Annotated in this window: 17 protein-coding genes; 10 read left to right on the top strand and 7 right to left on the bottom strand. The window is 73.8% G+C overall.

What is annotated here, in order from left to right; translation table 11 throughout:
- Positions 1–9 precede the first annotated feature (9 nt).
- Both BLU95_RS30250 and BLU95_RS30245 read right to left on the bottom strand, forming a co-directional pair.
- The gene (locus tag BLU95_RS30250; RefSeq protein ID WP_502689751.1) at positions 10–1410 is read right to left on the bottom strand and encodes an aldehyde dehydrogenase family protein; all 1401 of its coding nucleotides are present in this window, start codon (positions 1408–1410) and stop codon (positions 10–12) included.
- Positions 1407–2813 (bottom strand): glutamine synthetase family protein, encoded by a 1407-nt coding sequence (locus BLU95_RS30245; RefSeq protein WP_093862770.1) that lies wholly within the window; start codon positions 2811–2813, stop codon positions 1407–1409. Before BLU95_RS30245 ends, BLU95_RS30250 begins: the two co-directional genes overlap by 4 nt.
- A gap of 162 nt (positions 2814–2975) precedes the next feature.
- Here BLU95_RS30245 and BLU95_RS30240 point away from each other — a divergent pair, with 162 nt between their 5' ends.
- Positions 2976–3713 (top strand): gamma-glutamyl-gamma-aminobutyrate hydrolase family protein, encoded by a 738-nt coding sequence (locus BLU95_RS30240; protein ID WP_093862769.1) that lies wholly within the window; start codon positions 2976–2978, stop codon positions 3711–3713.
- On the opposite strand, the gene BLU95_RS30235 is transcribed toward BLU95_RS30240, so the two are convergent.
- Entirely contained in the window at positions 3595–4761 is a 1167-nt protein-coding gene (locus BLU95_RS30235) for a GDSL-type esterase/lipase family protein (protein ID WP_093862768.1), read from the bottom strand. The genes BLU95_RS30240 and BLU95_RS30235 overlap by 119 nt on opposite strands.
- Positions 4762–4995: 234 nt before the next feature.
- On the bottom strand, positions 4996–6222 hold the full coding sequence (chrA, locus tag BLU95_RS30230) for a chromate efflux transporter (RefSeq protein WP_093862767.1): 1227 nt from the start codon (positions 6220–6222) through the stop codon (positions 4996–4998).
- A gap of 183 nt (positions 6223–6405) precedes the next feature.
- Here chrA and BLU95_RS30225 point away from each other — a divergent pair, with 183 nt between their 5' ends.
- The 4 genes from BLU95_RS30225 (at position 6406) to BLU95_RS30210 (ending at position 9675) form a co-directional block, all read left to right on the top strand.
- Positions 6406–7446 carry a cation diffusion facilitator family transporter gene (locus tag BLU95_RS30225; protein WP_093862766.1) on the top strand — a complete coding sequence of 347 codons (1041 nt, stop codon included), beginning with the start codon at positions 6406–6408 and terminating at the stop codon, positions 7444–7446.
- A 44-nt stretch (positions 7447–7490) separates the two neighbouring features.
- Positions 7491–8423: a 5'-3' exonuclease gene (locus BLU95_RS30220; RefSeq protein ID WP_093862765.1), complete on the top strand. Its 933-nt coding sequence runs from the start codon at positions 7491–7493 to the stop codon at positions 8421–8423.
- Between the two features lie 137 nt (positions 8424–8560).
- The gene (locus BLU95_RS30215) at positions 8561–9334 is read left to right on the top strand and encodes a hypothetical protein (protein ID WP_093862764.1); all 774 of its coding nucleotides are present in this window, start codon (positions 8561–8563) and stop codon (positions 9332–9334) included.
- Complete coding sequence (locus tag BLU95_RS30210) at positions 9331–9675, top strand: winged helix-turn-helix domain-containing protein (RefSeq protein ID WP_093862763.1); 345 nt, start codon at positions 9331–9333, stop codon at positions 9673–9675. Before BLU95_RS30215 ends, BLU95_RS30210 begins: the two co-directional genes overlap by 4 nt.
- 857 nt (positions 9676–10532) lie before the next feature.
- Here the strand turns inward: BLU95_RS30210 and BLU95_RS30205 are convergent.
- On the bottom strand, positions 10533–13388 hold the full coding sequence (locus BLU95_RS30205; protein WP_093862762.1) for a DEAD/DEAH box helicase: 2856 nt from the start codon (positions 13386–13388) through the stop codon (positions 10533–10535).
- 254 nt (positions 13389–13642) lie between these two features.
- Here BLU95_RS30205 and BLU95_RS30200 point away from each other — a divergent pair, with 254 nt between their 5' ends.
- Both BLU95_RS30200 and BLU95_RS30195 read left to right on the top strand, forming a co-directional pair.
- On the top strand, positions 13643–14017 hold the full coding sequence (locus BLU95_RS30200; RefSeq protein ID WP_030395945.1) for a hypothetical protein: 375 nt from the start codon (positions 13643–13645) through the stop codon (positions 14015–14017).
- A gap of 95 nt (positions 14018–14112) precedes the next feature.
- A complete protein-coding gene (locus BLU95_RS30195; protein WP_093862761.1) occupies positions 14113–14553 on the top strand; it encodes an ArsR/SmtB family transcription factor in 441 nt (146 codons plus the stop codon).
- Here the strand turns inward: BLU95_RS30195 and BLU95_RS30190 are convergent, their stop codons facing one another.
- Positions 14554–15723, bottom strand: coding sequence for an aminotransferase class V-fold PLP-dependent enzyme (locus BLU95_RS30190; protein ID WP_231977895.1), 1170 nt, complete (start codon positions 15721–15723; stop codon positions 14554–14556). It abuts the gene before it with no gap.
- Between the two features lie 134 nt (positions 15724–15857).
- Between BLU95_RS30190 and BLU95_RS30185 the strand changes: the two genes are divergently transcribed.
- From BLU95_RS30185 to BLU95_RS30175, 3 genes are all read left to right on the top strand, one after another.
- Positions 15858–17939: a S9 family peptidase gene (locus BLU95_RS30185; RefSeq protein ID WP_197698633.1), complete on the top strand. Its 2082-nt coding sequence runs from the start codon at positions 15858–15860 to the stop codon at positions 17937–17939.
- 115 nt (positions 17940–18054) lie between these two features.
- Positions 18055–18540: an RICIN domain-containing protein gene (locus tag BLU95_RS30180; protein WP_093862759.1), complete on the top strand. Its 486-nt coding sequence runs from the start codon at positions 18055–18057 to the stop codon at positions 18538–18540.
- A 209-nt stretch (positions 18541–18749) separates the two neighbouring features.
- The gene (locus BLU95_RS30175) at positions 18750–21125 is read left to right on the top strand and encodes an immune inhibitor A domain-containing protein (RefSeq protein WP_173862163.1); all 2376 of its coding nucleotides are present in this window, start codon (positions 18750–18752) and stop codon (positions 21123–21125) included.
- A gap of 168 nt (positions 21126–21293) precedes the next feature.
- Here the strand turns inward: BLU95_RS30175 and BLU95_RS30170 are convergent, their stop codons facing one another.
- Positions 21294–22757, bottom strand: coding sequence for an MFS transporter (locus BLU95_RS30170; protein ID WP_197698632.1), 1464 nt, complete (start codon positions 22755–22757; stop codon positions 21294–21296).
- Positions 22758–23105: the final 348 nt, after the last annotated feature.

Below are 23105 nucleotides of genomic sequence, written 5' to 3'. Positions count from 1 at the left end.
TGGCGGCTCCTACGCGTCGGTGCGGATGAATACGTTCTTGGTCTCGGTGAAGTGCGCCAGCGCCTCCGGCCCCAGCTCGCGGCCGACCCCGGACTCCCCGAAACCGCCGAACGGCGTCCAGTACCGCACCGAGGAGTGCGAGTTGACCGAGAGGTTCCCGGCCGCGACGCCGCGCGCCAGCCGCAGCGCCCGGCCCAGGTCGCGGGTCCAGATCGAGCCGGACAGGCCGTACCTGGTCGCGTTGGCCAGCCGCAGCGCGTCCGCCTCGTCCTCGAACGGGAGCACCACCGCGACCGGGCCGAAGATCTCCTCGGTGACCGCCGGGACGTCCGGCCGGGCCGGCGCCAGCACCGTCGGCGGGAACCAGAAGCCGGGGCCGTCCGGGACGGTGCCGCGGGCCAGCACCGGCAGGTCGGGCGTCACGTACGAGGCCACCCGCCGTACCTGCGCGGCCGAGATCAGCGGGCCGAGCGTGGTCCGCGGATCGGCCGGGTCGCCGGTGCGGACCGTCTCCACGGCCGGCAGCAACAGGGCCAGGAAGTCCTCCAGGACCTCCCGCTGGACCAGGATCCGGCTGCGGGCGCAGCAGTCCTGCCCGCTGTTGTCGAGGAAGGACATCGGGTCGGCGGCGCCCGCGAGGTCGGCGTCGGCGAAGACGATGTTGGGGCTCTTGCCGCCGAGTTCGAGGGTCACCCGCTTGGCCCGGGCCGCGCAGCGGGCGGCGACCTCCTTGCCGACCAGGGTGGAGCCGGTGAAGACGATCTTCCGCACGTCCGGGTGGTCCACCAGCGCCCGGCCGGTCACCGGCCCGGAGCCCGGCACCACCTGGAACAGGCACTCGGGCAGTCCGGCGGCGAGGGCGAGTTCGGCGAGCCGCAGCGCGGTGAGCGGGGTCGCCTCGGCGGGCTTGAGCAGGACCGCGTTGCCCGCCGCGAGGGCCGGTGCGAAGCCCCAGGCGGCGATCGGCATCGGGAGGTTCCACGGCGCGATCACCCCGACCACGCCGACCGGTTCGCGGAAGGTGACGTCCAGCCCGCCGGCCACCGGGATCTGCCGCCCGGTCAGCCGCTCCACTCCCCCGGCCGCGTACTCCAGCAGGTCGCGGACGTTGCCGGCCTCCCAGGTGGCGTTGCCGATGGTGTGGCCGGCCTCGGTGACCTCCAGGGAGGCGAGTTCGGGGACGTGCACGTCCACCTGGTCGGCGAAGCGCCGCAGCAGCCGGGCCCGTTCGCCGGGTGCCAGGGCGGCCCAGCCGCGCTGGGCCGCGACGGCGCGCCGCACCGCGGCGTCGAGCCGGACGGGCGTGGTGTCGGGCAGCGTGGCGAGGACCTCGCCGGTGGCGGGGTTGCGGACGGTGCAGGCGGGGGGCGCCGCGCCGGTGAGGGTGGTGGTCGTGTCGATGGTGCTCACATCCGCTCGAAGGACCGGTAGCGCTCCCAGTCGGTGATCGCTCCGTCGTAGGCGTCCTGCTCGACCCGGGCCATGTGGAGGTAGTGCTCGACCACGTCGTCCCCGAAGGCGGTGCGGGCCAGTTCGCTGGCGCCCCACAGGTCGGCGGCCTCGCGCAGCGAGCCGGGCACCCGGGCGTAGTCCTCGACGGCGTAGGCGTTGCCCAGGCAGGGGGCGGGCGGCTCCAGCTTCTGCTGGATGCCGTGCAGACCGGCGGCGATCATGCCGGCCACCGCCAGGTAGGGGTTGACGTCCCCGCCGGGCACCCGGTTCTCCATCCGCAGGCCCGCGCCGTGCCCCACCACCCGGTAGGCGCACGTCCGGTTGTCCCGGCCCCAGGCGACCGCGGTCGGCGCGAACGAGCCCGGGCGGTAGCGCTTGTAGGAGTTGATGTTGGGCGCGTACAGCAGGGTGAACTCGCGCAGCGCGAGCAGCTGCCCGGCCAGGAAGTGCCGCATGGTGTCGGTCATCCGGCCGTCGGCGGCGGCGAACGCCGGGGCGCCCACCGCGTCCCGCAGCGACAGGTGGATGTGGCAGCTGTTGCCCTCGCGCTGGTCGTACTTGGCCATGAAGGTGAGTGCGCAGCCGAGTTGGGCGGCGATCTCCTTGGCGCCGGTCTTGTAGACGCTGTGCTGGTCGCAGGTGGTGAGCGCGTCGGCGTAGCGGAAGGCGATCTCGTGCTGGCCGAGGTTGCACTCGCCCTTGGCGGACTCGACCACCAGGCCCGCGCCGGCCATCTCGGTGCGGATCCGGGAGAGCAGCGGCTCGACCCTGGCGGTGCCCAGCAGCGAGTAGTCGACGTTGTAGAGGTTGGCCGGGGTCAGCCCGCGGTAGCCACCCTGCCAGGCCTGTTCGTAGGTGTCGCGGAACACCAGGAACTCCAGCTCGGTGCCGATGTCGGCGGCCAGGCCGTACTCGGCGAGCCGGGCGATCTGGCGGCGCAGCAGCTGGCGGGGGGCGGCGGCCACCGGGTGGCCGCCGCGTCCGGCGAGGTCGGCGGTGACCTGCGCGGTGCCGGGCTGCCAGGGGGTCAGGCGGAGGGTCGACAGGTCGGGGCGCATGGCGAAGTCGCCGTAGCCGGTCTCCCAGGAGGAGAGCGCGTAGCCGTCCACCGTGTTGAGTTCGATGTCCACGGCCAGCAGGTACTCGCAGGCGTCGGCACCGTGCTCGGCCACCTCGTCGAGGAAGAAACCGGCGGCGAAGCGCTTGCCCTGGAGCCGGCCCTGCATGTCGGTGAAGGCCAGGGCGACGGTGTGCACCTCGCCCGCGTCGACCAGCGCGCGCAGCTCGTCGAGGGTGAGCGGGGCGCGCCGTCGGGGGGTGCCGGGCCCGGCGGCCCCGGGTGCGGTGGTGCGGTCGGACATGGTGGAGGCCCTCCTCCTGTTCCTCGATCACGCAGCGAGACGGCGCGGTCACAGCGAACCGTACGGCCTGGCGCTGACAGCACGGAAGAGGGCGGACGGGTGTGGCGCGCCGAGGTGCGAGGTTGACGGGTGACCGGGCGGGACGGGAGGAGAATGCGCGCCATGGATCGCAGGCCTATTGTCGGCGTCAGCACCTATCTGGTGGACGCGAGTTGGAGCGACTGGCGCGACCGCCGGGTGGCCCTGGTGCCCGAGCGGTACACCGCCTACGTACAGAATGCGGGCGGGATCGCGGTGCTGCTGCCGCCCGACGCCCCCGAGCGCGCGCCGGAGGTGCTCGCCCGGCTGGACGCACTGGTCGTCGCGGGCGGACCGGACATCGACCCCGCCTACTACGGGCAGCCGCCGCATCCGCTGACCGATCTGGACACGGTCGAGCGGGACGTCTGGGAGTCGGCGCTGCTGCGGGCGGCGCTGGCGGCCGGGATGCCGCTGCTGGGGATCTGCCGGGGCATGCAGGTGCTCAACGTGGTGTGCGGGGGCACGCTGATCCAGCACCTGCCGGACGTGGTGGCGGTGGACGTGCACGCGGGCTCGCCCGGCCGGTACGGCACGCACGTGGTGCGGCCGGTACCGGGGACGCTGCTGGGCGGACTGCTGCCGGAGCCGGAGCTGACCGTGCCGACCTTCCACCACCAGGCGGTGGACCGGCTGGGGACCGGGCTGCGGGTGTGCGCGCACGCGCCGGACGGGACGGTGGAGGCGGTGGAGGGGCCGGGGTTCACGCTCGGGGTGCAGTGGCATCCGGAGCAGGGTGAGGACCTGCGGGTGATGCGGGCACTGGTGCGGGCCGCGACGGCGGCGCGGTCGTTGCAGCTGGAGCCGGTGGAGGTGGGGTAGCCGTCCGGTCGGGACGGCGTGGCCGGAGGCCGCCGGGACCGGGCGCCGCGTCGGTGACGGTGGCGACCGCGGCGTCGGTGACGGTGGCGGCAGCGGTGGCGGCAGCGGTGACGGTGACGGTGGCGGCGTCGGCAGCGGTGTCGGCTCCCGCCCCGACCTCCTCGCTCGCCCCCGCCCTCCTCGCCCCCGCCGCCGCCACCGCTCCCGAGCCCGGCCCTTGTTCCCGGAGCGTTCCGGCGGCGGTGAGGAGGGCGGGCAGCATCCGGGCGGCGTACTCGGCGTACTCGGCGGAACCGGGCCCGCCGGCGGGGCCGACCGGGGTCCCGGTGCGTTCGGCGGCGCGGATCTGGCGCCGGGCGAGGCGGCGGGCGCGGGGCGCGCCGAGCAACCGGGCCGGGGCGCGGAGGCCGGGTGCGGGGCCGGGGTCGGGGCAGGGCGCCACGACCGGGTGCCAGCCGGTGTCGCGGAGCCGCCGGAGCACCAGGACGAAGCGGCGGGCGGCGCGGCCGACCGGGAGCGGGAGCAGGGCGTCGGCGCCGCCCACGGCCACTACCGCGATGCCGGGCCTGAGCCGGGAGGCCAGGGCGAGCTGGTGCCGCAGGGCGTCCGTGGTGGCGCCGGGCCGGGCCAGGACCCGGAGGTCGACGGGCCGGTCCAGGTGCTCGCCGAGGGAGCGGGCGAGACGGGCGCCGAGGGTCCCGCCCGGCGGGACGGCTCCGGGGCCGAGGGCGAGCGAGTCGCCGAGCAGCAGCAGGGTGAGCGGCCGGGGGTCGGCGGGCCGGTCCGGGCCGTAGCGGCCGTCGACGGCCGGGGGCGACCGGTCGGCGGACGACCGGCGCATCAGCAGCCGGGCGCACAGGCGGACGACGAGCGCGGGCGGACGGAGGTCGCCGCCGGCCGGGACGGGACGCTCCCGGACCGGGCTTCGGGGCGACCCCGGGGGCCGTGCCGGTCGGCAGTCCGCACAGTTCTGACTGTTCGTCATCCGCCCTTCGGTGAGCGCGAGTTCCGCGAGGCGGTGGACGGACCGGGCCGTGGTGATCTTCACGGGCGTCGATCGTGGTGCAGGCGCTCGGGGGCGCGCAAACCGGGCTCACCCGCCCGGGTGAGCGCTCCCGTCCCCGGTTCACGCCGGTCCGGACGTTCGGCACGGCCGGGGCCGGGGGCGGCTCGGACCATCGGCCGCGCAGGCCGTTGCCCACTCGGGCCGTCGGCAGCGCGGGCCGTTGCCCACTCGGGCCGTCGGCAGCGCGGGCCGTCCGCGGTGCAAACCGTCGGCCGCTCAGGCCGGCGGCAGTCCGGCGGCCACGGCGAGCACCCCGGCCGCGCCGGCGGCCAGCAGGGCGAGCACCACGCCCCGCCGGGCGAGCACCAGCCAGAGCAGCGCCCCCGCCAGCACGCCCCACTGCCAGCCGTACCCGAGCGAGGCGGCCAGCGGCAGCGCGGAGCCGGCGATGGCGCCGGTCACGGCCGGTCCGGCGCCGGTGAGGAAGTCCCGCACCCGCCGGTCGGCCCGGAGCCGGTCGAAGTGACGGCCGCCGAGGAGCACGAAGAGGAAGGACGGCGCGAACGCGACCGCCGCCGCGAGCAGGCCGCCGCCGAGCCCGGCCGCCGCGTAGCCGACCGCCGCGACGGTGTGCACCACCGGCCCCGGGGTGACCTGGCCGAGGGCTACGGCGTTGAGGAACTGTCCGTCGGTCATCCAGTGGTAGCGGTTGACCGCGTCGTCCCGCATCAGCGGGATGATCACGAACCCTCCCCCGTAGGAGAGCGCGCCCACCTTGAACGCCACCCAGGCCACCGCCCCGAGCCCGCCGAGCCCGCCGAGGGCGAGCGGCCCGGTGGCGAGCGGCAGCCCGGACCGGGCGCCCGGTCCGCCGAGTCCGCCCGGTCCGCCCGGTCCGCCGGGTTCCCGGTCGCCCCTTCCGCCCCGGACGGCGATCTCGGCCAGTCCGGCGGCGATCAGCACCAGGACCAGCCAGGGCCCGGTCAGCACCGCCGCCACCGCCCCGGCCAGCGCGTACCCGGCCCAGCGGGCACGGGCGGCCCCGGTCCGGCCGATCCGGCCGAGGCTCGCCGGGACCAGCGAGGTGGCCGCCTGCACCGCGACCGCCGGTACCGCCGCCCCGGCGCCGGCCGCCGCGCCGAGCACCCAGAGCGGCGGGTCGCCGGCCAGGAACAGCGCCGCCAGCGCGAGGATCAGCACCAGCCCGGGCCCGACGAAGCAGACCCCGCCGACCAGCGCGCCGGGCGCGCCGCGCAGCCGCCACGCGGTCAGGACGGCCAGCTGGGTGGAGGCCGGACCGGGCAGCAGATTGGTCGCCGCGATGCCGTCCTCGAACTCCTCGGGGGTCAGCCACCGCCGCCGCTCCACGCAGAGCCGGCGCAGCAGCAGGATGTGCGCGGGCGGCCCGCCGAAGCCGGTGATCCCGATCCGGCCCCACTCGCGGGCGATCGTGCCGAGGCCGACCACCCGTTCGGCCCCTCCGCTGCGCCCGTCCGGCCCCATGCGCTTCTCCCCTGGTCAACGACGGCGGGACGATACCCCACGAGGGTTACGACGCGGCAATGACAACGGTCTCCAATGCAGCCTTTGGATCTTCGTTCGATGTGCGGTTCACTTCGGGTGCGGGGCGGTCACGGACACCGCCCCTTACCCCCACGCGTTCATGGGCTCCAGGAGAGGACTTCGATGGCCGGCCACGAGCACTCCCAGCATGATCATGAGCATGACCACCAGCACGGCGGCCGGGGCGGCCACGGCGGCCATTCGCACGGCGTGGCCGCCGACGCCGACCGCCGGTGGCTGCTGAGCGCACTCGCGCTGATCGTGGTGTTCATGGCCGGCGAGGTGGTGGTCGGCTTCGCCGCCCAGTCGCTGGCGCTGATCTCGGACGCCGCCCACATGCTCACCGACGCCGCCTCGATCGTGCTGGCGCTGATCGCCATGCGGCTCTCCGCCCGCCCCGCGCGCGGCGGCTACACCTACGGGCTCAAGCGCGCCGAGATCCTCTCCGCCCAGGCCAACGGGGTCACACTGCTGCTGCTGTCGGCCTGGCTCGGCTACGAGGCGATCAGCCGGCTGCTCGAACCGCCGGAGGTGACCGGTTCGCTGGTCCTGATCACCGCACTGGTCGGGATCGTGGTCAACGTGGCCGCCACCTGGTGCATGTCCAAGGCCAACCGCAGCTCGCTGAACGTCGAGGGCGCCTTCCAGCACGTCCTGACCGACCTGTACGCGTTCATCGCCACCGCCGTGGCCGGTCTGATCGTGGTGACCACCGGCTTCGCCCGGGCCGACTCGATCGCCTCGCTGATCGTGGTCGCGCTGATGCTGAAGGCGGGCATCGGCCTGGTCCGCGACTCCGGACGGATCTTCCTGGAGGCCGCGCCCGCGGGGATCGACCCGGACGCGGTGGCCGACCGGCTGGTCGACCAGCCCCTGGTCGAGGAGATCCACGACCTGCACATCTGGGAGATCACCTCGGGGCAGCCGGCCCTCTCCGCGCACATCCTGGTCACCCCGGGCGGCGACTGCCACGCCGTGCGGCGCGAACTCCAGGGCCGGCTGGCCGGCGAGTACGGGATCACCCACAGCACCCTCCAGGTCGACCACGTCGGCGAGGACGAGGCCGGCGCGCTGCTGCAGATCACCACCGCGGGCGAACTCGCCGCCGAACACTGCGCCGACGCCCACGGCCCGGTCCACCGCGCCGGCCCGCACAAGCACTAGGGGTTGGCCGGGCCGGTGGGGCCTCGCTGTCCGCCGGGTGCGGCATGATCGAAGGCGTGACCGCACCCCGCCTGATGCTGCTCGACTCCGCCAGCCTGTACTTCCGGGCCTACTTCGGCGTACCGGACACCCTGCGCTCGCCGCAGGGTGAGCCGGTCAACGCCGTCCGGGGCCTGCTGGACTTCATCGCCCGGCTGGTCCACGACCACCGGCCCGACCAACTGGTCGCCTGCATGGACGCCGCCTGGCGGCCGCAGTGGCGGGTGGACCTCATCCCCTCCTACAAGACCCACCGGGTCGCCGAGGCCGCCGAGGACGGCGCGGAGGAGGTGCCGGACACCCTCGCCCCGCAGGTCCCGGTGATCGAGCAGGTGCTGGACGCGCTCGGCATCGCCCGGATCGGCTCCGCCGACTACGAGGCGGACGACGTGATCGGCACCCTGACCGCGCGCGCCACCGGGCCGGTGCAGATCGTCACCGGCGACCGCGACCTGTTCCAGCTGGTCGACGACGCCCGGGGGATCACCGTGCTCTATCCCGTCAAGGGCATGGGCAACCTCCAGGTCACCGACGACGCGCTGCTCCGGGAGAAGTACGGCGTGGGCGGCGCCCAGTACGCCGACCTGGCCGCCCTGCGCGGCGACCCGAGCGACGGCCTGCCCGGCGTCAAGGGCATCGGCGAGAAGACGGCGGCCCAGCTGATCCACGAGTACGGCGACCTCGCTGGCATCCGCGCCGCCGCCCAGGACATCGGCTCCGCGCTCACCCCGGCCCGGCGCCGCAACATCCTGGAGGCGGCGGCCTACCTGGACGTGGCGCCGACCGTGGTCCGGGTCGCCACCGACGCCCCGCTGCCCGACTTCGACCCGACCCTCCCCCGCGAGCCCCTCGACCCGATGACCCTGGAGGACCTCGCCGCCCGCTGGGGCCTCGGCACCTCCCTGGACCGCGTCCTGGAGACCCTCGCCACCCGCTGATCCCCGCCCCTTCCCCGCCTCCGGGCCCGTCGCACCCCGCGACGGGCCCTTTGCTTTGCCGCCCCATGAACTCTTGACTGCAATCTACTTTGCAATGCAAAGTCTAGCCACTGACACAACGTCACCAGGGGTGGACCATGGACACACTGCACCGGGACGACCCGGCCGCACTGCTCGCCGCCACGAAGGGCCTGCGCGCCCGGGCCCGGACCCAGCTAGGAGGCGCGGGCGTCCCGCTGCTCGGCCTCGGACTGCTGGCCCTGGCCGCCGTCCCGATCGCGCGGGAGGCGTACAACTTCGGCGCCACCGGTCGGACCATCACCTCGTACCCGGCCTTCGCCTACGCGGAGTACACCGGCCTCTGCGTGCAGCACGGCGCACCCGACAGCCCTTGCGTGACCAGCGATTTCGACGGTGCGATCCTGCGCCTCCTGGCCTGGGGGATCTGGTTCGCACTGCTCCCGCTGGCCTGGTTCGTACTGGCCCGCTGGTACCGGCGGCGCGGCGAGGCCCGCGGCATCGTCCCGCATCGCAGCGCCTGGCTCGGTGCCACGGCCGCGGCCACCGTCGTGGTCACCGCCGTTGTGCTCACGTTGGCCTTCGCCCAACGGGTGCCGTTCTCACTCTCCGTTCTCGGGAACGACTACGCCTCGCCCTGGTACGTGCTCGGCATCGGCCTGCTGATCCTCGGCTTGACCGAGCGCAGCCCGCTTGTGGCCGCCACGGGCCTCGTCCACGCCGTGCTGCTCACCGTCTTCCTCGGCGCGTCCGGGGACGGCAGCCGGCTTCCGTGGCTCGACGACCCCCGGTCGAAGGCCCTGCTGCTCGCCGCCGTGCTGCTGGCCCCCGGCCTGGCCCAGTGGGCCGCCGAGCGTCGCACGTCCGCCGCATCCCGTACGGTCGGCCCATGAGCGTCACGGACGACACCGAGGAACAGCACCCGACCCTGGCCCTGGACGACACCGTCCACCAGCGGGTCCGGCTCGGGGTGCTGGCGATCGCCCGCGAGGCGGAGAGTGTCGATTTCGCCTTCCTCAAGCAGGAGCTGGGGCTCACCGACGGCAACCTCTCCCGGCACCTGAAGGTCCTGGAGGACTCCGGACTGGTCGCCGTGAACAAGGGCTACGCCGGCCGCCGCCCCCGCACCTGGGTCACCCTCACCACCGCCGGCACCCAGGCCCTCGACCGCGAACTGCGCGCCCTGCGCGAACTGGTCCGCCGCCTCGACGCCGCCAGCCGCCCTCCTGCATAGGAAGTCGGCCGGTCCGACTTCCGTCGCGCGGGCCCAACCTGAAGTGATCATGGTGCGCCGACGGGGGACGTACCGGCCGGCCGCGTACCGACAGGGGGCGGGGCGGATGCTGGAAACCTACGAACGGGCGGCCCGGGAGGCCGGGTTCGCGCTCGACGACCCACAGCGCGCCGCCGCCGACCGCCTCGCCCGCCCCGGCGCCGAGATCGACCGCACCCTCAGCCGCCCGCAAACTCCTCGACGACGCCTGACCGTACGCGAGGTACCGGCCCTGATCCGAGGCCGGCGGGCTGCCCTCGCCCAGCTCGGGCGAGGGCACCCGACCATGTGTCAGCCCGCCTCGCGCAAACCGGAACGGCGATCGCACTCGGCGATGTTGAGTGTCTCGGAGTGGGAAGTCGGCCCGGCCGACTTCCCACTCCTCCCCCGTTGGTGGGCTTCGAGGCTCGCCACCGCATCGCCGTAGGAGGCTCCGGGAATTGGGGTGGCCTCGCTCGGATCGAGCGAGGCCACCCCAAAAAGCAGGTTGATACTCGGAAGGTCGTCCGACACCCGTCCGGCCGGGCACCGAGGGCCGGGTCTGGCGTGTGCGGTGGCTCCTTGCGTGTACGCAAGGAGCCACCGGGAGGAGAGCAATGGACCCCCACAACTCCGAAGTGTCGGGTGGAGGCGGTGGCCACGGAGGAGGAAGTCGGACCGGCCGACCTCCTGCTCCGCGATGGGCTCGCTGCCGGTGACTGCCCGGCCAGCGGCGAGGCGCAGCCGAAGCCGCCAGGGCGAAAACGGAGACGGAAGCACGATGCCCGGGCTTCGAGAGGAGTCTCGAAGCCCGGGCATCCCTGGAGCGCTGGTCGGCGCTAGCCCACCGAGGAGTACGCGATGATCCCCCGGCGCAGGCCGTCGACGGCCTTGCGGGCCGTCCTGCGCAGCTCGGCGTCCTCGCCGGCGGCGTCCTGGATCTGGCCGAGCACGTCGATCAGCTGCTTCGTCCAGCGGACGAAGTCACCGGCCGGCATGTCGGCGTCGCGCAGCACCTGGTCCAGCGAGTGGCCGAGGGCCCAGCGGTAGGCGGCCCAGGCGAAGCCGAGGTCGGGCTCGCGCTGGCCGACACCCTCGGCGGTGTTGATCCGGTGCTGCTCCTCCAGCGCGTCCAGGTGGCCCCAGATGCGGACCATCTCGCCGAGCGCCGTCTTCGCCGCGCCCTCCGGGACCCGGGGGGCGGTGGCGTCGTCGGACTGGCGGGACTCGTAGACCAGCGCCGAGGCGCAGGCCGCGAGTTCGGCGGCGGCGAGGTCGCTCCAGACGCCCTCGCGGATGCACTCGGAGGCGAGCAGGTCGAGTTCGCCGTAGAGCCGGCCGAGCCGCTTGCCGTCGTCCGTGACGGTGTCGCCGCTGAGGTAGCCGAGGTCGGTGAGCAGCCCGCAGACCCGGTCGAAGGTGCGCGCGATGGTGTGGGTGCGGGAACGCATCCGGCGCTCCAGCAGCTCGGTGTCGCGGTGCAGCCGGTGGTAGCGCTCGGACCAGCGGGCGTGGTCCTCTCGCTCGTCGCAGCCGTGGCAGGGGTGCTGGCGCAGGACGGTCCGCAGCCGGGTGATCTCCGGGTCGTCGGCGGCGGCCGCCCGGCCGCGCCGGAACCGCTCGGGCTCCAGGTGGCCGGCCTTGGTGCGCAGCGCCGAGGCGAGGTCGCGCCGGGACTGCGGGCTGCGCGGGTTGAAGGACTTGGGGATGCGCAGCCGGTCGAGGGCGGTGACCGGGTGCGGGAAGTCGATCATCGCGAGCCGCTTGACCTGCCGCTCGGCGGTGAGCACCACCGGGCGCGGCCCGTCCTGGTAGTCGGGGTGGCGCGGGCCGCCGCGCGGCGAGCGGCGGTCCGGCGGCAGGCCCGGGTCGAGGACGAGGGCGAGGCCGGCGAACTTCCCGGTGGGGACGTGGATGACGTCGCCGGGCTTGAGCTGCTCGATGGACTCGACGGCGGCGGCGCGGCGCTGGCTGCTGCCCTCGCGGGCGAGCTCGTTCTCCCGGTCCTTGAGCTGCCGGCGCAGCTCCATGTACTCGTCGAAGTCGCCGAGGTGGCAGGTCATGGACTCGCGGTAGCCCTCCAGCCCCTCCTCGTTGCGCTGGACCTGGCGGGCGATGCCGACCACCGAGCGGTCGGCCTGGAACTGCGCGAAGGACGTCTCCAGGAGTTCCCGCGAACGGTGCCGCCCGAACTGGGAGACCAGGTTGACGGCCATGTTGTAGGACGGCCGGAACGAGGACTTGAGCGGGTAGGTGCGGGTGCCGGCCAGGCCGGCCAGCGCCTCCGGGTCGAGGCCGCGCTGCCACAGCACCACGGCGTGGCCCTCGACGTCGATGCCGCGCCGCCCGGCCCGGCCGGTGAGCTGGGTGTACTCGCCGGGGGTGATGTCGGCGTGGGTCTCGCCGTTCCACTTGACGAGCTTCTCCATGACCACGGAGCGGGCGGGCATGTTGATGCCCAGGGCCAGCGTCTCGGTCGCGAAGACGGCCTTGACCAGGCCCTTCACGAACAGCTCCTCGACCACTTCCTTGAACCGGGGCAGCATGCCGGCGTGGTGGGCGGCGATGCCGCGCTCCAGCCCGTCCAGCCACTCGAAGTAGCCGAGGACGTGGAGGTCCTCGTCGGGGATGTCGGCGCAGCGCTCCTCGACGAAGGCGCGGACCCGCGCCCGGTCGCCGTCCTTGTTGAGCCGCAGGCCGGAGGAGAGGCACTGCTGGACGGCGGCCTCGCAGCCGGCCCGGCTGAAGATGAAGGTGATCGCGGGCAGCAGGCCCTCGGCGTCGAGGCGGTCGATGACGTCGACCCGGCCCGGGGTCCAGACCTTGCCGGGGCGGCCGTTGGGCATGGAGCGGCCCCGGCCGCGGCCGAAGCGGTCGCGCGGGTTGCGGTCGAGTTCGCTGCGGGCGAGGCGGACCAGCTCGGGGTTGACGGCCTTGGCCGGGTTGCGCGGGGCGTCCTTGGGGCGGCCGTCGCGGTCCGGGTTCGCGAACAGGTCGTACATCCGGTTGCCGGCCATCACGTGCTGCCAGAGCGGGACGGGGCGGGTCTCCGAGACGATGACCCGGGTGCCGCCGCGGACGGTGTCCAGCCAGTCGCCGAACTCCTCGGCGTTGGACACGGTCGCGGAGAGCGAGACCAGGGTGACGGACTCGGGGAGGTGGATGATGACCTCCTCCCAGACCGCGCCGCGGAAGCGGTCGGCGAGGTAGTGGACCTCGTCCATGACCACGTAGCCGAGGCCGTCGAGGGTGCTGGAGCCCGCGTAGAGCATGTTGCGGAGCACCTCGGTGGTCATCACCACCACCGGGGCGTCGCCGTTGACGGTGTTGTCTCCGGTGAGCAGGCCGACCTTGGCGGCGCCGTAGCGCTTGACGAGGTCGCCGTACTTCTGGTTCGACAGCGCCTTGATCGGCGTCGTGTAGAAGCACTTCCGCCCGCCGCGCAGGGCCAGGTGGACGGCGAACTCGCCGACGATGGTCTTGCCGGATCCGGTGGGAGCGGCGACCAGGACGCCCTCGCCCGCCTCCAGGGCGCGGCAGGCCTCCAGCTGGAAGTCGTCCAGCGGGAAGTCGTACAGCTCCTGGAAGCCGTACAGGGCGGTGGCCTGCTCCTTGGCCCGCCGGCGGGAGGCCGCGAAAGCCTCGGCGGGGCTCAGCTCCCGGTCGTCGGAGGGCTCGGGCTCAGGAGTGTTCATCGCCGTCCGGGGGTCGTTGGTGTGATCTCGCATCTCAGCGAGAGGTTACCCGGCGGGACCGACATCGATAGCACCGTTTTTCCCGGGCAATGCATCGGATCTCTCTCACATCCATAGTTGCAAATGTCTTCAAGCAGTCACCCGGCGACCATCTTCGAACGACTCCGGTCATCCGCGCTGCCACGCCGGGAGTCCTCCCTACATTCGGTGCCACATCCCGGTGGCACCCACCGGGCCCGCGGGAGGAGCGCACGATGGCGAATCTGGAGACCTCGCTCAAGGAGGCCATGGCGATCGAGGGCGCGATCGGCGTGGCCCTGGTCGACTACGGCAGCGGCATGGCGCTCGGGAGCCTCGGCGACAGCACCGAGATCGACCTCCACGTCGCCGCCGCCGGGAACACCGACGTGGTGCGGGCCAAGATGCGGGCGATGGAGATGCTCAACCTCCACGACAACGAGATCGAGGACATCCTGGTCAGCCTCACCAGCCAGTACCACCTGTTGCGGCCGCTGACCACGCAGAGCGGGCGCGGGCTGTTCCTCTTCCTGGCGCTCAACCGCTCCCGCGCCAACCTGGCGATGGCCCGCCACCAGCTGAAGCGGATCGAGCTCTCGCTGGAGATCTGAGCCGCCGCAACACCGGGGACGCACCGCGGACGCACCAGGGACGCGGCAGGGACGCGGCAGGGGCCCGCGAGGGCCCGCACCAGGGAGGGAGCACCGTGGCGGTCGCGCTGTACCAGGCCAAGGCCGAGTTCTTCCGGATGCTCGGCCACCCCGTCCGGATCCGGGTCCTGGAGCTTCTGCAGGCCGGACCGACGCCCGTCCGCGACCTGCTGGCGGATCTGGAGATCGAACCGTCCAGCCTCTCCCAGCAGCTCGCGGTACTGCGCCGGTCCGGCATCGTCACCGCCACCCGGGAGGGCAGCACGGTGGTGTACGCGCTGGCCGGCGGGGACGTCGCCGACCTGCTCCGGGCGGCGCGGCGGATCCTCACCGGGCTCATCTCGGAACAGCACGCGCTGCTCGCCGAGCTGCGCGCCGCCGCGGACGGGCCGGGCAAGGACGGGCCGGGCAAGGACGGGCCTGCCGTCGCCCGGACCCCCGACGACGGGACCCCGGGCGACGGCCACCCCCACGACGGCCACCCCCACGACGGCTGACTACCGCAGCAGCTCCGCCAGCCCGTCCGCCAGCACCTTGTACTCCGGCGCCCGGTTGTACAGCTGCCCGCACAGCCGCAGCACCCCGCCGCCCGCCCAGGGCCGCGCCACCGTCCGCACCGCGTACCGCCGCCACATCTGCGCCATCAGCCCCTGCGCCTGCGGGAGCGTCTCGGAGACACCGGGCGGCAGCCGCAGCGCGCGCATCGACAGCCCGGCCGAGGACGGCAGCGCGGCCAGCCCGGCCCGCTCGGCGACCACCGCCGCCCCGTGGGCGACGAGCCGCTCGTTGTGCTCGCGCACCAGCCCCGGCCCCAGCCCGTCCAGCAGGTCGATCCCGGCCGGGGCGGCCAGCCAGGGCGTGTAGTCCAGCGTGCCGCGCCACTCGACGGCGGCCGGATAGCCCTGGTGGTCCTCCCAGGACAGGATCAGCGGCCGGATCTTCCCGGTCCACTCCGGGCGGACCACCAGCACGCCGGTGGCGCGCGGGGCGAACGCCCACTTGTGCAGGTTGCCGAACCAGAAGTCGGCCTCCGCCGGGACCGGGTCGGCCAGCATCCCCGGCTCGTGCGCGGCGTCCACCACGGTGGTCACGCCGCGCCCGCGCAGCTCCCGGAGCAGGCCGGGGGTGGCGATCCGGCGGGCTGTGGGCGAGGTGATGCCGTCCAGCACGGCGAGCGCGGTGCGGTCGGTGACCTCGGCCAGCACGGCGTCCCGGACCGCGTCCCCGTCCGGGAGGTCCAGCGGCAGCCGGACGGTGCGCAGTTCGGCACCCAGCTCCTCGGCACGCCGCCGGACGGCCTCGGTGACCGTGCCGTAGCCGTGGTCGGTGACCAGCACCTGGTCCCCGGCCGCGAGCGGGACGTTGGCGAGGGCGACGGCGATCGCGTCGGTCACGTTGGGGACGAGCGCGAGCAGCTCCGGCCGGGTGCCGAGGGCGTCGGCGAGCCGGGCCCGGGCCGCCGCGACCCGGCCGGGCAGGTCGGCGAAGAAGCCGTCCGGATCGGCCTCCTGCTCCTCGTACAGCCGCCGCTGGACCTGCTGGACCGGGACCGGGACGGCGCCGAAGGAGCCGTGGTTGAGGTGGACCACCGCCGGGTCCAGCGTGAACAGCCGTTCGGTCCCGGCCAGGGGCTCGGGGGCTTCGACGGTCGGCGCGGTCTCGGTCACTGCGTTCCTCCTGGAAGTGGGGCCGGGGCCCGGGGGTTCGGCACCCGGGTCTCTGTTACCCAGATCACGTGATGTGTGACATTTCACATGTCGTCCTACTGGTGGCGAGCCCGTTCCACGGCGACCATCGGGCGGTGACCATCACCGACTCCTACCTCTCCCTCAGCGCCCGGACCGGCCGCTTCAGCTTCGGTGCCCCGCGAGCGATCTCGCTCAACGAGGACGGTACCCGCCTGCTGCTGCTCCGCTCCAGCGGTCCCGAGGACCGGTTCGACCGGCTCCACCTCCTCGACCTCACCACCGGTGCCGAGCGGGAGGTCGCCGATCCGACCGCGCTGGCCCCCGGACGCACCGGCTCCACCGCCGACCTGCCCGACGTCGAGCGCCGGCTGCGCGAGCGGTCGCGGCTCACCGCCGCCGGCATCGGCACCTTCGGCGCCACCCCCGACCTCTCCGTCGCCGTCTTCGCCCTCGACGGCCGGCTCTTCCGCACCGAGACCGCCACCGGCCGCACCACCGAACTCGCCACCGCCGGACCCGTCTTCGACCCCCGCCCGGACGCGACCGGCGAGCGCGTCGCCTACGTCGCCGACGACGCCCTGTACGTCACCGACCCGGCCGACGGGCCCGACCGGCGCCTCAGCCCGGACGACGGCGCCCGCTGGGGCGTGGCCGAGTTCGCCGCCGCCGAGGAGCTGGGCCGCCACCGCGGCCACTGGTGGCGCCCCGACGGCGGCGCCGTGCTCGCCGCCCGGGTGGACGAGTCCGCCCTCCCGCCCCGGTACTTCGCCGACCCGGCGCACCCGGATCAGGCTCCCGAGCAGTTCGCCTACCCGCAGGCCGGCGGCCCCAACGCGGACGTCCGGCTCTTCGTGCTCGGCCTGGACGACAGCCGGGTCGAACTCCGCTGGGACACCGCGGCCTTCCCCTACCTGTGCGCCGCCCGCTGGGCCGGACCCGAGGAACTGCTGCTCACCGTCGCCGACCGGCTGCAGCAGAACGTGCTGCTGCTGAGCGCCGACCCGGCCACCGGCGGCACCACCGAACTCTCGCGCACCACCGACGAGTTCTGGGTGGACGACCTGCCCGGCACGCCGGACCGGCTGGACGGGGGCCGGCTGCTCACCGTCCTGGACACGCCCGAGGCCCGAGGCCTGGCCGTGGACGGCAAGCCGCTGGACACCACCGGTCTGCAGATCCGCCGGGTCGTCGGCCGGGTCGGCGGCCGGCTGCTCTGCGAGACCGGCGAGGGCGACCCGTTCGACCAGCACGTCCACCTGGTCGACCCGGACGGCGGCGCGCCCGAGCGGCTCTCCGAGGGCCCCGGCGTGCACAGCGCGCTGGCCGCCGGCGACACCCTGCTGCTCGTCTCGGCCGGCCCGGACGGCGTGCGCCGCGAGGCCCGCACCCCGCACGGCACCGTCCCCCTGACCGACCTCTCCGCCCCGCTGCCGTACCGGGTGGAGCCGCTGCTGGCCCGGGTCACCGAGCGCGGCCTGCCGAGCGCCGTGGTCTACCCGCGCGGGCACGTCCCGGGCCGCAAGCTGCCCGTACTGCTCGACGTCTACGGCGGCCCCGGCTTCCAGGCGGTCGCCAACGAGCCGCGCCGCTGGCAGCTCAAGCAGTGGTGGGCCGACCAGGGCTTCGCGGTGGTCACCGTCGACAACGGCGGCACCCCGTTCGTCTCCCCCGCCTTCGCGCGGACCATCTTCCGCCGCTTCTCCCAGGTGGCGCTGGACGACCAGGCCGACGCGCTGCGGGCGCTCGGCGAGACGCACCCCGACCTCGACCTCGACCGGGTCGGCGTGCGCGGCTGGTCGTACGGCGGCTACCTCGGGGCACTGGCCGTGCTGCGCCGCCCGGACGTCTTCCACGCCGCCTGCGCCGGCGCCCCGCCCACCGACTTCCGGCTGTACGACACCGCGTACACCGAGCGGTACCTGGGACTGCCCCAGGAGAACCCCGACGGCTACGCGGCCGACTGCCTGGTGGGCGACGCGGCCTCGCTCGATCGGCCGCTGCTGCTCGTTCACGGTCTGGCGGACGACAACGTGCACCCCTCGCACACCCTGCTGCTCTCGCAGGCGCTCACCGGGGCAGGCCGGCCGCACAGCCTGCTGGCCCTGCCGGGAATCACCCACATGACCCCGGGCGGCGTCAACGAGCAACTGGCCCAGGCCGAACTCGCCTTCCTGCGGAGCGCGTTGAAACTCTGAATCGCTGTGATGCTCGCCACCCGGGCGGAAGCCGCCGCTCCACTGCCGCTCGGGTGGCGGGCACCCCTACCGTGACGCGGGCCACACCGCCCGACTCCACGCCACAGGGGGAACCTTGAACATCTCGACCGCACTGCGCACCCGGACCGCGCGGGTCACCGCCGCCACCCTGACCGCCGCGGCCCTCGGTCTCACGGCCGCCGGCACCGCCGAGGCCCGCACCACCGGCGTCGTCTACGCCTACGCCCTGCAGAACCAGAACACCGGCCGCTGCGTGGACGACAGCGGCGCGGCCGGCCTGCGCGCCTTCCCCTGCAACGGCCTGAACTACCAGCGGTTCAACTACTACAAGCAGAACGACGGCTCCTGGGTCGTGCAGAACCAGAACACCGGGCGCTGTATCGACGACAGCGGCGCGGCCGGCCTGCGCGCCTTCCCCTGCAACGGCCTGAACTACCAGCAGTGGCGCCTGATCTACCTGAACGGCGGCGCGGCGTACCAGAACGTCAACACCGGCCGCTGCATGGACGACAGCGGCGCCTACGGCCTGCGCGCGTTCACCTGCAACGGCCTGAACTTCCAGAACTTCAACTTCGTGTAGTCGCGCCCCGGCGCCGCGCCTCCCGCGCCGCCGGACCCGCACCGCACCCGCCCCGGGCCGCCCGTCGCACCACGCGGGCGGCCCGGCCGCGTTCCCCCGCCGGAGGCCGCTCACACCTCCCGCCGTCCGATCTCTTCCGTGTGACCCATGACATGTGAAATATTACCTGCGCTCGCCCGACCACCCACCGTCCGGAAAGGACAGGTCAGTTGCGCAGACTGTCCGCGGCGTTCGCGGCCGCGCTCACCACGAGCGCGATAGCGGTCACCCTCCTCGGCACCCCCGCCCAGGCCGCTCCCCCCACGCCCGCACCCACCATCTCCGCCGAGTCCGGCGACAGTGCCGAGGCCGGCGGTCTCGAGGCCCCGCCCGCACCGCTCGCGCCCCAGGAGCGCGAGCGCCAGTCGCTGCGCACCAAGGCACTTGAACAGCTCAACAAGGGCGCCGTGGCCAAGACCACGGACCGCCGGGCACCCGCCAAGGTGCGGGTCGGCAACGACTACGTCCAGCTCGCGCAGCAGCGCAAGGACAAGGTCTTCGTGATCCTCGCCCAGTTCGGCGACCAGGTGGACAACACCACCCTGTACAACGGCCAGCCGCGCTACGGGGGCACCCCCGGGCCCGCGCACAACACCATCCCGAAGCCCGGCAAGAGCGACAACCACACGCTCTGGAACCAGGACTTCGACCGGAAGTACTACCAGAAGATGTTCTTCGACGACTCGCCCGGCGCGGTCTCGATGCGCAACTTCTACCGCACCCAGTCCTCCGGCCGGTACGACATCGAGGGCACCGTCAGCGACTGGGTCACCGTGCCGTGGAACGAGGCCCGCTACGGCTCCAACAAGGGCCCGCAGGGCTCCGGCGCCTGGACCCAGGGCCAGGAGTTCATCCGGGACGCCGTCAAGGCCTGGTACGACGGCGAGATCGCCAAGGGCCGCACCGCCGCGGCCGTCAAGGCCGAGCTGGCCCAGTACGACGTCTACGACCGCTACGACCACGACAAGGACGGCGAGTTCGACCAGCCCGACGGCTACCTGGACAACGTCATCGTCGTGCACGCGGGCGTCGACGAGACCTGGGGCGGCGGCGCGCAGGGCGCCGACGCGCTGTGGGCGCACCGCAGCTGGACCTTCCCGGACCCGACCGGCCAGACCGGCCCGGCCGGCAACAAGATCGGCGGCGCGCCGGTCGGCGACACCGGCCTGTACGTCTACGACTACGTCCAGGCGGGCGAGAACAGCGGAGTCGGCCTGTTCTCCCACGAGTTCGGCCACAACCTCGGCCTGCCCGACCTGTACAGCACCAGCGGCGGCGACAACAGCGTCAACTTCTGGTCGCTGATGTCCTCCGCCTCCTACCTGGGCAAGGGCAAGAACACCACCGGCGCCTACCCCGGCGACCTCGACGCCTGGAGCAAGCTGCAGTTCGGCTGGCTCAACTACGACGAGGCGCAGGCCGCCACCCGGTCCAGCCACGCGCTCGGCGTCAGCGGCTACAACACCGACCAGGCGCAGGCCGTCCTGGTCCACCTGCCGGACGGCACCACCAGCACCGACCTCGCCGACCCGCGCGAGGGCGCCAAGCAGTGGTGGAGCGACACCGGCGACAACCTGGACAACGCGCTGGCCCGCGACGTCGACCTCGGCGGGGTCACCGGCCCGGCCGCCCTCGACGCGGCGGTCTGGTACGACATCGAGCAGGACTACGACTTCCTGACCGCCGAGGCCTCCACCGACGGCGGGAAGACCTGGACCGCCCTGCCCGGCACCGTCGACGGCACCCCGATCGGGAACACCAGCGCCAACGTCCCCGGCCTGAGCGGCACCTCCGGCGCGTACCGGCAGCTGCACATCCCGCTGGACGCCTACGCCGGCCAGAAGGTCCGGCTGCGGCTGCACGTCACCTCCGACGGCAACACCCACGGCAAGGGCGTCCTGGTCGACGCGGTGAGGATCACCGCCGGCGCCACCACGCTGTTCACCGACGGCGCCGAGAACGGTACCAACGGCTGGACCGCCACCGGCTTCACCGTCATCACCGGCCGCACCGCGGTCAAGCAGCACCCGCGCGCCTACCTGGTGGAGAACCGGCGCTACGCCGGCTACGGCGAGTTCCTGAAGACCGGCCCGTACAACTTCGGCTACACCGGGGTCGAGGGCAAGAAGGACATCGTCGACACCTACCCGTACCAGGAGGGCGTGCTCGTCTGGCTCTGGGACACCGGCTACGGCGACAACAACACCAAGGACCACCCCGGCGGCGGCCTGATCCTGCCGATCGACGCCCACCCGGCGCCGATCCGCTTCGCCGACGGCACCCTGGTCAACGGCCGGGCGCAGACCTTCGACGCGACCTTCTCGCTCAAGCCCACCACCGGGTTCACCCTGCACAAGGCCGGCGTCCCGGTGAAGATCGGCCCCGAGAAGGCCGTCCCGGCGTTCAACGACCGCACCGGCGTCTACAGCGACCCGGCCACCCCGCAGCTCGGGGTGAAGGTCCCGGACACCAACACCAAGATCGAGGTCGTGCGCGAGTCCCAGGGCGGGCGGATCACCACCGTCCGGGTGGGCCCCGCGTCCTGACCCCGCTGTCCGGGGCCGGCCGCGCACACCCCGCCCGGCCGGTCCCGGCAGTCCGGCCCCCGGTGTCCTGAGCACCGGGCCTCCCCGTGGAAGACAGGTCCCACGGACAGGCAGACCGCCCCGGCCCTCCCACACGGAGGGCCGGGGCGGTCGTGTCTCCCGCACGGCTCAGCCTTCGGCGCGCGACCGCCGCAGGCTCAGCGCGGCGGTGGCGGTGCCGAACACGGTGAGGGCGCCGAGCCCGAAGACCATGTAGCGGGCACCCTCCAACGTGGAGTCCCCGCCGAAGCTCACCAGCGTCCCGGCCAGCGCCGAGCTCACCGTGAAGGCGATCAGCTGGGTGGTGTTGAGACCGGCCGCCGCCTTGGCGCCCTCCACCTCGTCGTCGGTGCTGCGCATCGCCGTGACGCTCAGGTGCGGGAAGGCCGCCCCGATGCCGGTCCCGCCGATCACCAGCACCACCGCCCACAGCAGCACCCGGCCGCCGGAGGCCTGCGAGGTCTGCAGCAGGCCGTAGGCCAGCAGACCGGCCGTGAGCACCGCGGGGCCGACCCGGATCGCCAGCGAACGGGCCCGGTCCGAGCGCAGGTTGACGCTGAACAGCTGCGCCGAGGTCCAGCCGACCGACACCGTCGCGCCGAGGAAGCCGGCCGCCAGCGGGCTCAGCCCGCCCAGCTCCTGGCCGAACAGCGGGATGAAGGTCTCGGTCATCACACCGGTGCAGTACACAGCCACGGTCAGGTAGATCCACTTCAGGTGGTTGCCGCGACGGTAGGTCAGCTTCGGCAGCACGGTCGCCGACCCGCGGCGCTCCACCAGCAGGAAGCCCGCCAGCAGCACCAGGCCCAGCACGATGCACAGCGCCGTCGCCCAGCCGCGCGGCACGGTGGAGCTGATGCTGAAGGCGCCCGCCGCGAGCGTCAGCAGCAGCAGCGAGGGCAGCGGCAGCGGTTCGACGGTGCGCGCCGACCCGGTCGGGCCGGGCAGCGAACGACGGGCCAGCACGGCCAGCACCAGGGCGGCCGCCATGAGCAGGACGTAGGAACCGCGCCAGGCGTTCAGTTCGGCGAACAGCCCGCCGAGCGAGGGGCCGACCAGCGTGCCCACGCCCCACATCGCCGACACCAGGCCGGCCGCCCTGGTCCACAGCCGTTCCGGCAGCGCGGTGCGGATCACCGCGTAGCCGAGGCCGGCCATCAGCCCGCCGCCCAGGCCCTGCACGATCCGGCCGACGATCAGCGTCTCCATCGACGGGCTGGCCGCGGTGAGCCCGGCGCCGGCGGCGAACACCAGGAACCCGGTCAGGTAGGAGCGCGAGGGCCCGAGCCGGGCGAGCAGCCGGCTGACCAGCATCGCGGCGGTGACCGCGGCGATCAGGAAGCCGGTCGCCACCCAGGCGTAGAAGCGGGCGCCGCCGATGTCCTCGACGATCGAGGGGAGCAGGGCGGCGGTGAAGTAGAGGTTCATCGCGTAGAGCGCGACACCGCCGGCCATGATCGAGGCCTGGGCGGCGTACTGCTTGGAGAAGAGGTCCCCCCAGCCGCCGGAGGGCGCCCCGGACTCTGCAACGGGAGCGCGATCTCCCTGGTCGGAGGGGGTGGAGGCGGTCTGGACGCGCGAAGTTTCGGTCACGTGGACACGCTATGAGTTCAAGTGAACTTCAAGTCAAGCGTTCACCCGGAGCCGGGGCCGGCGCTCTCCCCGGGAACGACACCCTCGCCGCGAACGGCGCTTCCCCCCGGGAACGGTGCTCTCTCCGGGAACGGCGAAGGGCCCGCCGGTTCCGACGACCCGGTCGGATCCGGCGGGCCCCGCCCGCCCGGTGGAGGTCCACCGGACGGGACCCGGTCGGGCGCGGCCCTCGTCACAGGCTCCCCGCCGCTCCCGACCGGGGGCTCGGCACGCGAGGAGGGTCGCTCCTCGCGCGTTCGGTGCCGTACCGTCCGCCGTGGGGGTGGCCGGACGGTACGGCGGTTCAGC

The organism is Streptomyces sp. TLI_053, from assembly GCF_900105395.1.
In the GTDB taxonomy this organism is placed as follows: Bacteria; Actinomycetota; Actinomycetes; order Streptomycetales; family Streptomycetaceae; genus Kitasatospora.
This window is presented reverse-complemented; position numbering and strand designations above follow the sequence as displayed.

Coding starts and splice junctions, on each gene's coding strand:
- BLU95_RS30225 (WP_093862766.1), top strand. CDS start 6,406: ATGGCCGGCCACGAGCACTCCCAGCATGATCATGAGCATGACCACCAG.
- BLU95_RS30200 (WP_030395945.1), top strand. CDS start 13,643: ATGGCGAATCTGGAGACCTCGCTCAAGGAGGCCATGGCGATCGAGGGC.
- BLU95_RS30220 (WP_093862765.1), top strand. CDS start 7,491: ATGATCGAAGGCGTGACCGCACCCCGCCTGATGCTGCTCGACTCCGCC.
- BLU95_RS30205 (WP_093862762.1), bottom strand. CDS start 13,388: ATGAACACTCCTGAGCCCGAGCCCTCCGACGACCGGGAGCTGAGCCCC.
- BLU95_RS30245 (WP_093862770.1), bottom strand. CDS start 2,813: ATGTCCGACCGCACCACCGCACCCGGGGCCGCCGGGCCCGGCACCCCC.
- BLU95_RS30240 (WP_093862769.1), top strand. CDS start 2,976: ATGGATCGCAGGCCTATTGTCGGCGTCAGCACCTATCTGGTGGACGCG.
- BLU95_RS30215 (WP_093862764.1), top strand. CDS start 8,561: ATGGACACACTGCACCGGGACGACCCGGCCGCACTGCTCGCCGCCACG.
- BLU95_RS30210 (WP_093862763.1), top strand. CDS start 9,331: ATGAGCGTCACGGACGACACCGAGGAACAGCACCCGACCCTGGCCCTG.
- chrA (WP_093862767.1), bottom strand. CDS start 6,222: ATGGGGCCGGACGGGCGCAGCGGAGGGGCCGAACGGGTGGTCGGCCTC.